General features: G+C 55.2%; 10 protein-coding genes and 1 other annotated feature. Of the genes, 4 read left to right on the top strand and 6 right to left on the bottom strand.

All coding sequences use genetic code 11. The features are described from left to right. Nucleotides 1-156: 156 nt before the first annotated feature. Complete coding sequence (rpsT, locus tag RGB73_RS11100) at nt 157-432, top strand: 30S ribosomal protein S20 (RefSeq protein ID WP_023554815.1); 276 nt, start codon at nt 157-159, stop codon at nt 430-432. A 122-nt stretch (nt 433-554) separates the two neighbouring features. Here the strand turns inward: rpsT and holA are convergent, their stop codons facing one another. The 4 genes from holA to RGB73_RS11080 all read right to left on the bottom strand — a co-directional run bounded on the left by holA (nt 555) and on the right by RGB73_RS11080 (nt 5,734). Beyond that, entirely contained in the window at nt 555-1,595 is a 1,041-nt protein-coding gene (gene holA / locus RGB73_RS11095; RefSeq protein ID WP_310771860.1) for a DNA polymerase III subunit delta, read from the bottom strand. Between the two features lie 253 nt (nt 1,596-1,848). After that, on the bottom strand, nt 1,849-2,703 hold the full coding sequence (locus tag RGB73_RS11090; protein WP_310771858.1) for a hypothetical protein: 855 nt from the start codon (nt 2,701-2,703) through the stop codon (nt 1,849-1,851). Between the two features lie 56 nt (nt 2,704-2,759). Next, nucleotides 2,760-3,305 carry an RNA polymerase sigma factor gene (locus tag RGB73_RS11085; RefSeq protein ID WP_310771856.1) on the bottom strand — a complete coding sequence of 182 codons (546 nt, stop codon included), beginning with the start codon at nt 3,303-3,305 and terminating at the stop codon, nt 2,760-2,762. A 53-nt stretch (nt 3,306-3,358) separates the two neighbouring features. Next, a complete protein-coding gene (locus RGB73_RS11080; protein ID WP_310774241.1) occupies nt 3,359-5,734 on the bottom strand; it encodes a DNA internalization-related competence protein ComEC/Rec2 in 2,376 nt (791 codons plus the stop codon). Between the two features lie 192 nt (nt 5,735-5,926). Between RGB73_RS11080 and asnB the strand changes: the two genes are divergently transcribed. The 3 genes from asnB (at nt 5,927) to comER (ending at nt 9,606) form a co-directional block, all read left to right on the top strand. Then, a complete protein-coding gene (gene asnB / locus RGB73_RS11075) occupies nt 5,927-7,852 on the top strand; it encodes an asparagine synthase (glutamine-hydrolyzing) (protein WP_310771854.1) in 1,926 nt (641 codons plus the stop codon). 103 nt (nt 7,853-7,955) lie between these two features. Beyond that, complete coding sequence (locus tag RGB73_RS11070; RefSeq protein ID WP_310771853.1) at nt 7,956-8,696, top strand: helix-hairpin-helix domain-containing protein; 741 nt, start codon at nt 7,956-7,958, stop codon at nt 8,694-8,696. A gap of 76 nt (nt 8,697-8,772) precedes the next feature. After that, nucleotides 8,773-9,606 carry a late competence protein ComER gene (gene comER / locus RGB73_RS11065; protein ID WP_310771851.1) on the top strand — a complete coding sequence of 278 codons (834 nt, stop codon included), beginning with the start codon at nt 8,773-8,775 and terminating at the stop codon, nt 9,604-9,606. Between the two features lie 137 nt (nt 9,607-9,743). Here the strand turns inward: comER and leuS are convergent, their stop codons facing one another. Together leuS and RGB73_RS11055 are read right to left on the bottom strand one after the other, a co-directional pair. Further along, entirely contained in the window at nt 9,744-12,161 is a 2,418-nt protein-coding gene (gene leuS, locus RGB73_RS11060) for a leucine--tRNA ligase (RefSeq protein ID WP_310771849.1), read from the bottom strand. Between the two features lie 74 nt (nt 12,162-12,235). Continuing rightward, nucleotides 12,236-12,478, bottom strand: a binding site (T-box leader). A gap of 44 nt (nt 12,479-12,522) precedes the next feature. Beyond that, nucleotides 12,523-13,266: a class I SAM-dependent DNA methyltransferase gene (locus RGB73_RS11055; RefSeq protein WP_310771847.1), complete on the bottom strand. Its 744-nt coding sequence runs from the start codon at nt 13,264-13,266 to the stop codon at nt 12,523-12,525. Nucleotides 13,267-13,269: the final 3 nt, after the last annotated feature.

The following is a 13,269-nucleotide window of genomic DNA, read 5'->3' as shown; positions in this document are numbered from 1 at the left end:
AGTTCGGTGGCTCCCTTCTCCAATTTGTTCCTGCTACTATGTTGCTTGAATCCGCCATTTTTATTCCGAATCCTTTCTTGCAAATGGATACGGTGCATGCTAGAATTACTTTGTTGTATGACTGTATGTCTATGGTCGTCTAAGGAGGTGACACACATGCCAAACATTAAATCTGCGATTAAGCGCACCAAAACCATTGAAAAGCGCCGCGCACACCGTGCTTCTCAAAAGTCTGATCTGCGCACTTCCCTGAAAAACTTTGAGAAAGCTGTCGCCGCTTCCGATGTAGCATTGGCGAAATCCACTCTTCTGGTGGCTGTGAAAAAGCTGGACAAGGCCGCTTCGAAAGGTCTCATTCATAAAAACGCAGCAAATCGTCAAAAGTCTCGTTTGATGAAAAAGCTCAACGTTCTGAGCGCTCCAGTAGCGTAAGAGGCCAAAGTTGCAGAAAAACCCCTGAGAACCATTGGTTCACGGGGGTTTTTTCTTATGCCGTGCTGCTGCTTTGAAGGAAGCAAGCTCCTCCAAACCTGCCGAGGCATGGCTGCCTTACCTTATCCGCTTGACTTCAACCTCTCGTCGTGGGCGCGGGCGATAAACAGCTCCAGTGCCAGCCGCTTGTCCACCTGCCCGGACTTCATGCGAAAATCGTCCTCCGCCAGGATCAGGAGCAGCTTTCTCAAAGACTCTTCCGAGAAGTGCCGCGCTTGTTCCAGCGCCTTTTTCACCGCGTACGGATGGACCTTGATCATCCCCGCCATCTGCTGCTGCGAATAGCCGCGCGGAGCCAGCTGCCTCACCTGCAGCAGCATGCGGAACTGCCTCGCAAAGAGCGACAGCAGCTTGATCGGCTCTTCGCCCGTCTTCATGCAGTCATAGAGCATGCGCAGCGCTTTGTCGAGTCTCCCCAGGGCGACCTGCTCAATCAAAGCGAACACATCCTGCTCCAGCGTTCGGGCACACAAATTTTCAATGACTGGCTCGGTGATCGCACCGCCCTCTCCCACGAAGATCGCCAGCTTTTCGATCTCTTTGTCCAACAGCCGCAGCTCGCCGCCTACCCGTTCCACCAGCTTGATCGCCTGCGGACGATCGATCGATGCCTTGTATTTGTCCGCCTGACGCTCTACCCAGCTGTACAAGTCGCCATCCTTCAAGAGAAGGAAGGGAATCACCTTGGCTTTTTGCTGGAGCGTCTTCACCAGCTTCTTGCGCTCGTCCAGCTTTTCCGCATCCGTATGTAAAATGAGTGTCGTATACTCGGGAGGGCTTTGCAAATAAGCGAGCAGCGCTTCCGGATCGCTCTCTACCTTGGTAGGCGGCTTGCTTCCCGTCAAAAAGTACGCTTGCCTGGCGATGACTAGCCGATGCTCCCCCATAAACGGAAGCGTCTCGGCGTCCTGCAGGATGTCGGCAAGGGCGGTCTCCGTACAATCGTAGACGCTCACATTGAGATCGCTGAAATCAGGGTCGATCATTTCTCTTTTGGCAAGAGACAGAAACTCTTCCGCCAAAAAAGACTCCGGCCCGTACAGGACGTAGACGGGGGAAAACTGTTTTTGGCGTATTTCCCGGATTGCCGACAGCAATGGCATGGAATCTCCCCTTCCTTTCTTCGCGTTTGTCCTGCGTAATTATAGCATAGGTGGGAAACAAAAAACCGCCCCCCAAGCAGGAGCGGTTTTTCGATCTGTTGGCACCTTTATGTAAACGTTTAGGGAAAAGCCCCGGGATTCCTCCTCCCCAAACGGTAAGCAGGGGGTGCTTGATACTGTAAGATACGCAAGAAGCCCCTACTCGGTGCCGGTCCAAACGTGGAAATCGATGTTTTGCCGTAAAATTTCCATGTCAGTCCTCGTCTTCTTTTTTGTCTTTCTTATCCGATTCTTTTTCCTTAAACTTCTCTTTCGCCTGCTCTTTCACTTTTTCTTTGCCTTTGCTTTTGTCCTCGTCGTCACTCTCGTTTTCGCGAGCACTTCTCTTGTCTTCTTTGTCCGACTTTTCTTCGAGTCCGAAAGGGAATGCCGGTGGCTTTTCCTCTTTTACGACAGGCTTTGGTGGAGTAGGTCTGTTTGTGGGCGGTTTCGTGGCTGAGTTTGTGGCCGCTTTGGAAGCAGGCTCTTTCTGCACTTGTTTGGGCGCCTTTTTTGTGCCTTGGTTATTCGAAGGGGTGACCTGCTGCTTTTGTTGCTTTTGTTGCTGCTGTTTCCCCTTGTCCTCCTCCTGAGTATTCGATGGAGATGGATTAGTGCTTGGAGTAGGAGCTGGCGGCCCTACAAGTGCGGCATTGCCCGTTTCCTGCGGCTCAGGTTCCGCCCCTTGATGGTACGCATCGGGCTCGACGTTTTTGCCGTCGTTTCCTGGAACCATCAGCCCGATCAATAGGCAGGCGGCCACTGCTGTGCTACCGATACTGGTTAACCACACTTTCATTCGCTTCCACTTTTTTGTTACCGACGGCGAAGACGAGTTGCGCTTAACTTCCAGAGTGGGCAGGCTTTCTTCATTCAGGGAAGAGGCTTTCGCCGCAGGAGTCGCGGCTGCCGATTCCAATCGCGGCAAAATCGAGTCCACGATACTGAATGAAGGTACGACAGGGGGCAGCTGCTCTAGCTGTTGTGATACATTTTTCAGACGGTTGTACATGAGTTGCAGGTCAGCATCTTTGCGAATAAGGGCCTGCAGCGTTTGCTGCTCTTCCACAGACAGGTCCCCATCCAGATCCCGCTGCATCCATTCCCAAACTTCTTCGTTGGTCATCAACCGATCCCCCCTTTCTGGTAGTCGTACAAAAGTTCCTGCAACTGTTGTCTGGCCCGGAACAAATACGACTTAACCGTGTTAAGCGGCAATTCCAATGCCTCCGCGATTTCCTGGTACGAAAAATCCTCCAGGTAGCGGAGCACTACCACCATCCGGTACTGCTTGGGCAGCTTTCCGATGGCTTCCTGAATGTCGCTAGACAATCCAGTGAGAAGAATTTCATCTTCGACGTTGTTTCGATCAGGGATAATCAACTCATGCTCGTCTATTGAGACCGTTTCCTTCTTCGCTCGAAATTTATCCATGCAGACGTTGCTGACGATCCGCTGCACCCAGGTCGAAAATTTCGCCTTTTCCTGATAAGTATCCAATTTTCGATAGATGCGAATCAGCACTTCCTGGGAAGCGTCGAGCGCGTCCTGTTCGTTTCCAAGAATATAGTAAGCGCTGCGGTAAACGGAGGTCTCAATGGATCGGAGCAGGTCGACGAGCGCATCATGATCCCCGGACTGCGCTTTCCTGATCAAATCTGCTTCCTGCATATTCTCCTCTCCCCCCTACAGACGGTTCGCTCAAAGAAAAGGTTGCAAACCCTTTATGTATTTGAGACTTGAGTCGTCCAAGACATCCCCGCAGGCGTAATGATCAGTGTCACGGCGCCATGCCTGTCGGTTCTGTATACTTTGGAGCCTGTTTGCTTCAAACGCTGTAACACCTCTGCCGAAGGATGACCGTAGCGGTTTCCTTTCCCGACGGAAATGACCGCGGTCTTCGGGTGTGACGCCTGCAAAAACGGTTCGCTGCTCGATGTCTGGCTGCCATGGTGAGCAACCTTCAAGACGTCCACTTCGTGCAATCCGTTCTGCACGATGCTGCTTTCCGCGTCACGTTCGATGTCGCCGGTGAACAACACCCTTTTCCCGTACGCGGTAAGCATGAGCACGACCGAAGCGTCATTTTCCGAGGCTTTGGCTGCCTTGCCGGACTGCAGCCATGTCCATTCCACACCTGGCGCATCCGTCCAACCTTGTCCGGCGCTTCCCGTCAAAACGGGAACTCCTTTTTCCCTAAATTGCTGAAGAATTTCTCTCTCTTCCCCTTTCGGTGCATTGCCGTTGACAAGCACCGCCCCAAACGAAAAGCGGGGTACCAAAGCGGCCAATCCCCCGATGTGATCCCAATCGCCATGCGTCATCACGACGCGGTCGATGGTTTCGATGCCACGAGCCCGCAAGAAGGGGAGGACGACGTCTTTTCCCACTTCAAACGGATCACGCTTGTCCCTCCATGACTCACGTGCAGGGAAGCGAACGGTTCCACCTGCATCAATTAAGTATACCTTCTGAGTGCCAATTTCGACAACGATGGAATCCCCCTGGCCAACATCCAGGAAGGTGATTCTCACCTCACCATCCGCGCTAAAAGGCTGTCTGGCCAATACGAGCAGAGCACAGTAGATTGCCAGGAAAACGACAGCGTCCCTTTGCCGATGATACCCCAACTTCCACAAAATCGGCAACGCGAACAAAATTCCTCCGTAGAGCAACAGCCACCACCACTGGGGATGAGGCCAGTGAGAGAACGGGACTGTCCAATTGTCAAGCGCAAACAAGGGCTTGTGCAGCCATTGCAGCAAATGCGCAGACATGAGCACCGGCCAGCTGGCCAGCGCCGGATGGATCAAGCTGAACACAAGGGCGATGTAGCCCAGCGGCAGCACCACCACGGAGAGAATAGGGGTGACGAGCAGATTCACCAGCCAGGACAAGGGAGAAAACTGATGAAAATGGTAGACAAGAAAGGGAAACGACACCGCCTGCGCCACGAACGTTACGGCCAGCAGCGTACGCAGCCAGGCGGGAAGCCTCGTGCACACTTGTTCGCCGAACGGGACGAAGACGAGCAGGCCCAGCGTAACGGCAAACGACAGCTGAAACCCGATATGCCAGAGCTGGTACGGATTCGCAAGTAGCATGACGATCAGGGCGCCTCCCCAGACATCTTTGCCGTCGAGCCTCTTGCCTGCGGCCTGACCCGCGAGTCCCGCGCCTCCCATGAGGCCGGAGCGCACAGCAGACGCGCTTGCCCCCACGAGCAGCACGTAGCCGGCCAGCATGAGCACAGTTGCGCCCAGCGCCCATCTGCGCCGAAGTCCCGCCTTCTCCAGGCTCCACATAAACATGCTGCTGACCAGGGTCACATGAAGACCGGAGATCGCCAGCACATGACTCAGGCCCAAATCCGCATACATTCCCGCCAGCTCGGGTGTGACGTCTTCCGTCACTCCGAGCAGCAGCGATTTCATGTAGCCCGCTGCTTCGGGGTCCGAAAACAGCCCATCCAGTCTTGCTGCGGCTTCTTCCTGCCAACGCTGAAAGCCCGCCCGAATGCCGCCTCTGTTTTTCACGTTTCCATCTGAATAGGAAGCTTCTCCGATAACGGCCACACCTTGCCAGTGCAAATAGCGGGCATAGTCGAATGCGTATGGATTGCGTACCGGTTCGGGTACGGATAGGCGGGCGAAGACAGTCAGCTCTGCACCGATCCCCCACTTCTCCACTTGCCCCGCTTCTTCTTCCCGATTCAGCTTGACGCGCAGGGCGATCCGTTCCGATCGTTCTAGTGTATTCCATTTTTTGCCACCCGATTCCCATTCCTCCACCCTCACAAAAAGGCGCGCGGCATCCCCGTCCCGCTTGACAGCCGAAACAACCGAGCCGCGAAGCCACATGCTTTTTTCCGTCTGCGCATACGGCAACAATGCGGAGGCATGGAGAATCTCGTACCCATAAAAATAGAGACCTGCTAAAATAGAGACGAGCGTGTAGCCGATCATGCTCCGCCGGAGTGGTTTGGGCGAAGGCAGCAGCATGGCGGAGATCATGAGACCGACAGCTGCCAGAGCCCAGGCTGGATGCAGCCAGGCCGACAGAATCAGACCGACAACCATGCAAATGCTGGCTCCGTACATGGTCAAGCGCATCCCTCCGTCCTTTGTCGAACCATTCTTTGGTTCTCGAAAGTATATCCGGCACGCCGGGGACAAAAATAGAGACAAGGGAGCCTGCGAGCCGACGCCATAGGCATTCGGAGTGATTGCGCTGACTGTCGATACGTGATAGAGTTAGCAGGAGCAATCCAGTGAGAGGAAGAGTCATTTCATATGTGTGGAATCGTATCACTCTACAACAAGCGGCAAACGCCTGTCTTGCAAGAAGCGATCAGCGCGATGACCGGTGTCATTCTGCACCGCGGTCCAGACGACGACGGATTTCATTTGGAGGATAACGTCGCCCTGGGCTTTCGTCGTTTAAGCATCATCGACGTGGAAGGAGGACACCAGCCGCTGTTTAACGAAGCACGGGACATCTGGATTATTGGCAATGGAGAAATCTACAACTACAAGGAATTGCAACAGTGGTTGAAAGACGTGGGACACGTCTTCCATACCGATTCGGATATCGAGACGATCCTGCACCTCTACGAGGAAGTGGGAACGGACGCGCCCAAGCACTTGCGCGGCATGTTCGGCTTTACCATCTATGATTCTCGCAAAAAAAGGCTGTTCGGAGCGCGTGACCACTTCGGAATCAAGCCTCTCTACTATGTAGAAACCGCCGATTCGATCGGTGTCGCCAGCGAAATCAAGAGCTTGCTGGAGCTGCCGGGCGTAGAACGCGAGGTAAACCACACCGCGTTTTACCACTATCTCACTTTCCAGTACGTGCCGGATCCGGAGACGATGTACCGCGGCATTTACCGCGTGCCGCCTGCGCATTCGTTCATCATTGAAAACGATCAAATCAAGCTTACGCGCTACTGGGATGTCGAGTTCAACCCGGATGAGAGCAAGCCTTTTTCTTATTATGTAGAAGGTACGCGCAGCGTCCTGCTGGAATCGGTGGACAAACACCGGGTGAGCGAGGTGCCGCGGGGAGCTTTCCTCTCCAGCGGAGTGGACTCCAGCAGCATCGTAGCCATGCTGCGCACGTTTGAGCCTGTGAAGACCTTCTCGGTAGGGTCCGACATTCCTGGCTACAGCGAGCTCGACTACGCAAAACGGACCGCCCAATATCTCGGGTCTGAGCATCACGAGCTGGTCGTGGGCGCCCAGCAGTATATGAACGAGCTGCCCCGCCTCATCTGGCATCAAGACGAACCGGTAGCGGATCCATCGGCGATCCTGCTCTACTTCGTCGCACAGATGGCAAGCGAACACGTCACCGTCGTTCTCTCCGGGGAAGGTGCGGACGAGTTTTTTGGCGGCTACAATATTTACCGGGAGCCGAGCGCCCTGAAAATGTTCTCCGGCCTGCCTGGCTGGATGCGCCATTCCATCGGCTACATGGCTGAACGCCTGCCCGACCAGATCAAAGGGAAGAACTTCCTGATCCGCGGCTCCAAGACCGTCGAGGAACGCTTTTTCGGCAACGCCCTGATCTTCAGCGAGGAACTGAAAAAACGCGTCGTGATGGAAGACATCGCCCGTTCGAGCTCGTACGTCTCCCCGTTCACGATCACCGAGGAGATCTACAAGCGGGCTTCCCAGTATGACGATGTGACCAAGATGCAGTATCTGGACATCCACACATGGCTTCGCGGCAACATTTTGATGAAGGCAGACAAGATGACGATGGCGAACTCCCTGGAGCTGCGCGTGCCGTTCATCGACCTGAAGGTGTTTGAATTCGCCGCTACGATCCCGACGAAGTACAAGATCGCCAACGGTACGACCAAGCACGTCCTGCGCGAAGCGATGAAAGACTTTTTGCCGCCGGAAATCAAGACGAGAAAGAAGCTGGGCTTCCCGGTTCCCACCCGTCATTGGCTGAAAAACGAATTTTACAAATGGGCCAAAGAAATCATCTTCGAGTCCAAGGTCGACAATCTGATCAACAAGGCGTACGTCCTGTACATGCTCGATGAGCACCGGGAAGGCAACGCCGACTACAGCCGCAAAATCTGGACGATCCTCGTCTTCATGCTGTGGCATCAGATCTTTATTGAGCAGAAGTACACCTTTGATCCGTATGTCAGCCCGAATGTAGACATTCGCCGCAAAAAAAATTCGCTCCAGCACATCGGCTAGAGCCCAGAAAAACTTGTACACCCTTCCTTACTTTTCGTAGCATCGTGGTAGAGAACGCCGTTTCTCTGCGATGATTTCATGCGAAAGCAAGGGAGGGTTTTTTGTGTTACGGGAATGGTGGGAAAAATACCGGAGAATCGCATGGATCGGCGGTGCCGTTCTGTTCATCGGGAGCAGCCTGTGGCTGTACCAGGCCCAGTCGCCCGTTCAATCGGACGAGAGCTCCTCGCTCCCCCTGCTCCCTCCCGCTTACGCCTCGGAGGACGACGGTTTTTCAGCCGCTTCCCGGCCGGATGCCCCTGACCGCTCCGGGGAGGAACCGGTACCCCCTGCCTCCGGGTCCGGAAAACAAGCTCAGCAGCAAGCTGCCCCTCCCGCTCTTTATGTCGACGTGAAGGGCAGCGTCCAACAGCCCGGGCTCTATCGACTGGAAGCAGGCATGAGAGTGGCGGACGCCATCGCTAAGGCCGGGGGGACGAAGCCGGACGCCGATTTGGAGCAAATCAACCTGGCTGCGCCGCTGACAGACGGGACTGCCATCGTCATTCCTGGCAAAGGAGCTCCGCAGACTTTGCCACCAAACCCGCCGATCGTCCTCTCCTCTGCTGCCTACGCGGTGGGAGGCAGCGGGAGTCCCTCGTCTGCTGCCGGCTCCGTCAACATCAACACCGCCTCCCGCGAACAGCTGATGACGCTGCCGGGAATCGGGGAGGCCAGGGCCAATGCCATTCTGCAATACCGTGAGGAAAAAGGCGGCTTTCGCTCCCTGGACGAATTGAAAGAAATCCAAGGCATCGGTGAGAAAATGTTCGAGCGCATCAAGGATCGCATCCAGATTCGTTGAAACTTCGGAATCTATGGGCATGTTGCCCTCACAGGGTACATAGAATGGGGAGAGAATAACGGAGGGAGGTATGGACTTGGATCGGATCGGGTTCATCGGAACGGGCAGCATGGGCAGCATCCTGATCGAAGCGTTGCTGTCAGCAAAAGCCCTGTCCCCCAGCCAGATCGTCATATACAACCGCACCCCCGCCAAAGCGGATGCGCTTGCCGAGCGGCACCCCGGACTCCTCATCGCGTCCGACAATGCCGATTTGGCCAAGCAAGTGAAGGTGCTGCTGCTGTGCGTCAAACCATTGGAATACAGAGCCATGCTGGAGCAGCTCGCCCCGGCGCTTGGGCCTGAGCATCTCGTCATTACCATTACCAGCCCGATCAAGCTCGATCAACTGGAGGACCAAGTCCCGTGTGCAGTCGCAAGGGTCGTCCCCAGCATCACGAATGCCGCTCGCAGCGGTATCAGCTTGTGTGAATTTGGCTCCCGCATTCAGGAGCCCCAGAAAAAATACATTCTCAACCTCTTTTCCCACATCAGCCACCCCGTTCTGGTCACCGAAAAATTCCTGCGTGTGGCCTCTGATATCACGAGCTGTGGTCCTGCCTTTTTGAGCTACTTGCTGCAGCAAATGATTCAGGATGCCTCCACTGAAACAGGCATTTCCCAGGAAGCTGCCACGTACTTGGCGACCCAGATGCTGATCGGCATGGCTGATCTGCTGAAGGAAAACGTCTTTACCTTGCCGACCCTTCAGCAGCGCGTTTGCGTACCGGGCGGAATCACCGGAGAAGGCCTGGTCGCTCTGGAAAACGGGGTGCCCGGACTCTTTGCCGAAGTATTCCGCCGCACACACGCCAAATTTGCGGAAGATAAGGTAATGACCATGCATATGCTCTCCAACCAGCATCAATGACGAAGCAGAGGCCTCGCCGCCGAACCGCGCATGGCAACGGCGACCCTCGCTGCCGCGTAAAGCAAAAGGAGTGGAAGCCTGCAAGGTTACAGGTTCCACTCCTTTGACGGTTTGAATCTTGGCACGCAAACAGCGCTTTAACGAACCACGATGTTCACGAGTTTGCCAGGGACTGCAATGGTTTTTACGATCGTTTTGCCTGCGATCAGCTCTTTGATCACCTCGTTGGCCAAAGCCAGCTCTTCCATCTGCTCTTTGGTTGCATCGGAGGCAATCATCAGCTTTTCCTTGTTCTTGCCGTTCACCTGCAGGACGATCTCCACTTCGTCTTCCACCAGCTTGGATTCGTCGTAGGTCGGCCAAGCCTCGTAGGCGATCGTCTCGCTGTGGCCCAGTTTCTCCCACAGCTCTTCCCCGAGATGCGGTGTGATTGGGGACAGCATTTTCACGAAGGCTTCCATATACTTTTTCGGCAAGACATCAGCCTTGTACGCTTCGTTCACGAACACCATGAGCTGGGAAATACCGGTGTTGAAGCGCAGACCTTCGTAGTCTTCGGTCACTTTCTTCACAGTCTGGTGATAGATGCGCTCCATGCCGCCCACATTCGCTGTATCCACGATCTTCGGATTCAGTTCTCCGCTGTCGGTCACGAACAAGCGGTAGACGCGGTCCAGGAAGCGACGGGCACCGTCCAGTCCTTTTGTGGACCAAGCGATAGACGCATCCAGTGGTCCCATGAACATTTCGTACAGACGAAGCGTATCTGCGCCGTGGCTGTTCACGATGTCGTCCGGGTTGACGACATTCCCTTTGGATTTGCTCATCTTCTCGTTGTTTTCGCCCAGAATCATGCCCTGGTTGAACAGCTTTTGGAACGGTTCTTTCGTCGGCACGACGCCGATGTCGTACAGGAACTTGTGCCAGAAGCGGGAGTAGAGCAAGTGCAGAACTGCGTGCTCGGCTCCGCCGATGTAGATGTCGACCGGCAGCCATTCTTTTAGTTTGTCCGGATCCGCTAATGCCTTGTCGTTGTGCGGATCGATGAAGCGCAAGAAGTACCAGCAGCTGCCCGCCCATTGCGGCATGGTGTTGGTCTCGCGGCGTGCCTTGAGGCCCGTCTCCGGATCCACGGTATTGATCCAGTCGGCAATGTTGGCCAGCGGCGATTCACCCGTACCGGATGGCTTGATTTCTTTTGTCTTCGGCAGCATGATTGGCAGATGGTCTTCCGGTACCACTTTCATCGTGCCGTCTTCCAGGTGGAGGATCGGAATCGGTTCGCCCCAATACCGCTGACGGCTGAACAGCCAGTCGCGCAGACGGTAGGTCACTTTGCGGTTACCTTTGCCGTTTTGCTCCAGCCATTCAATCATCTTGTTGATCGCCTGCTGCTTGTTCAGGCCGTCCAGGAAGCCGGAGTTGATGTGCGCACCATCGCCGGTGTAGGCTTCCTTGGAAATGTCCCCGCCCTCAATGACCGGCTTGATCGGCAGGTCAAACGTCTTCGCGAATTCGTAGTCGCGCTCGTCATGCGCAGGTACGGCCATGATGGAGCCTGTGCCGTAGCTGATGAGGACGTAGTCGGCGATCCAGATCGGCAGACGTTCGCCGTTGACAGGGTTGATTGCGTAAGCGCCGGTGAACACCCCAGTCTTTTCTTTTGCCAGGTCGGTGCGCTCCAGATCGCTCTTGCGCTTGGTCTGCTCCAGGTAAGCGTCGACGGCTGCCCGTTGCTCCGGGCTGGTAATCAGATCGACCAGCTTGTGTTCAGGCGCCAGCACCGCATAGGTCGCGCCGTAGAGGGTGTCCGGACGGGTCGTAAACACGGTGAAAGTCTCGTTGTGGCCTTCAATGCCGAACGTGACCTCAGCCCCTTCGGAACGTCCGATCCAGTTGCGCTGCATTTCCTTGATGCTCTCTGGCCAGTCCAGCTCCTCCAGGTCTTCCAGGAGACGCTCTGCATATGCCGTGATTTTCAGCACCCACTGCTTCATCGGACGGCGTTCGACCGGATGGCCGCCGCGTTCGCTTTTTCCATCGATGACTTCTTCGTTGGCCAGAACGGTTCCCAGCGCCGGGCACCAGTTCACCGCCACTTCATCGATGTACGCCAGGCCGTGTTCGTACAGCTTGGTAAAGATCCATTGGGTCCATTTGTAATAGTGCGGGTCGGTCGTGTTGATTTCCCGATCCCAGTCGTAGGAGAAGCCCAAGGATTTGATCTGGCGGCGGAAGTTGTTGATGTTTTTCTCGGTGAATTCGGCAGGGTCGTTTCCTGTATCCAGCGCGTACTGCTCCGCCGGCAAACCGAACGCGTCCCAGCCCATCGGGTGCAGCACGTTGTAGCCTTGCATCCGCTTCATGCGGGACAAGATGTCCGTCGCCGTATACCCTTCCGGATGGCCTACGTGCAGCCCAGCCCCAGACGGGTACGGGAACATGTCCAGCGCGTAAAACTTCTTTTTGCCCGGATCTTCGGATGTCTTGAAGGTCTTGTTTTGCTCCCAGTATTGTTGCCACTTCTTTTCTACGTCGCGATGACTAAAAACCATGGTAAAGCACTCCCATCCTCAATGGTGAAAAGTAAGGTAAAATAAAGAAAACCCCACGCCCCTATCGAATGACGAAAAGGGACGAGAGGTTGTGTTTACTCCCGCGGTACCACCCAGATTGGCGAATGCGAATCATTCACCCGCTTGTTTCCATCCGTAACGTGGATCAACCGCTCTCCCTTACACAACCGGACTTGGCCGGCCTTGGGGGAAAGTGCTGGGAGGCGAGTTCGGTCTCCTCCGGGTTGACTTGCACCAGCCGTCAACTCTCTAGCACACGGAGAATGTACCTACTATTCCTCTTTCAACGCGTCGAATTTTGCAGTTATAACACGATTATAGTAAATCTGAACCAGCTGTGTCAACGCTTCGGCTTTTTTGCCGCGAAAAATAGGCGTTCGCTCGTCTCCTGCGGCGGCAAATCGGCGAAGTCGGCCGTAACGACCACGTCTGTAAAGCCTGCTTCCATCAGCCAGCGAATCATCTGCAGCGGCTGGTACGCTCGCTGCCAGTGTTCCTCTTCCACCCGTTCGTACAGGCCGCCCGGCTGGCGAATGAAAAAGGTGAGCTGATGCTCGACCTCCAAGCGCAGCGGGTCGCTAAAACATTGCCAAATGTACGAAACTTCGTCCTCGACGTACGTAAACGTCTCGTCCCCGAAGATATGGAGCATTTTGTACGGGCTGTGCACGTCGAACAGGAAGGTGCCGCCTTCTGCAAGATGGGCAAACACCCGTCGGAACGTCTCCTGCACATCCGCCTCTTCCGTCAAATAGCTAAGGGAATCGCACAAAGAGATGACCGCATCCGCCTGCGGCAGCGCAAGCTCGCGCATGTCCTGCTGTACCCAGACGACGTCCGCTTGCTCCTGGCGCATTTTGTCGTAAGCGACAGCGAGCATGTCAGCAGACAGATCGACGCCGGTCACGCGATAGCCGCGCCGCGACAGCGGAATCGCGATCGTGCCGGTGCCGCAGCCCAAATCGATCACGCTCGAAGGCTTTCCGCCTTTTGCCCAAATGCGCTCCACCCAGTCCAGCCACTGGTCGTAGGGGGAATCCGCCATCAGTCTGTCGTAAACCGCAGCCATATGCGTATAGGCCATAGT

This window comes from Brevibacillus brevis (assembly GCF_031583145.1).
Taxonomy (GTDB): domain Bacteria; phylum Bacillota; class Bacilli; order Brevibacillales; family Brevibacillaceae; genus Brevibacillus; species Brevibacillus brevis_E.
Note: the sequence above shows the minus strand (reverse complement) of the source record. Positions and strands in the feature narration are given on the sequence as shown.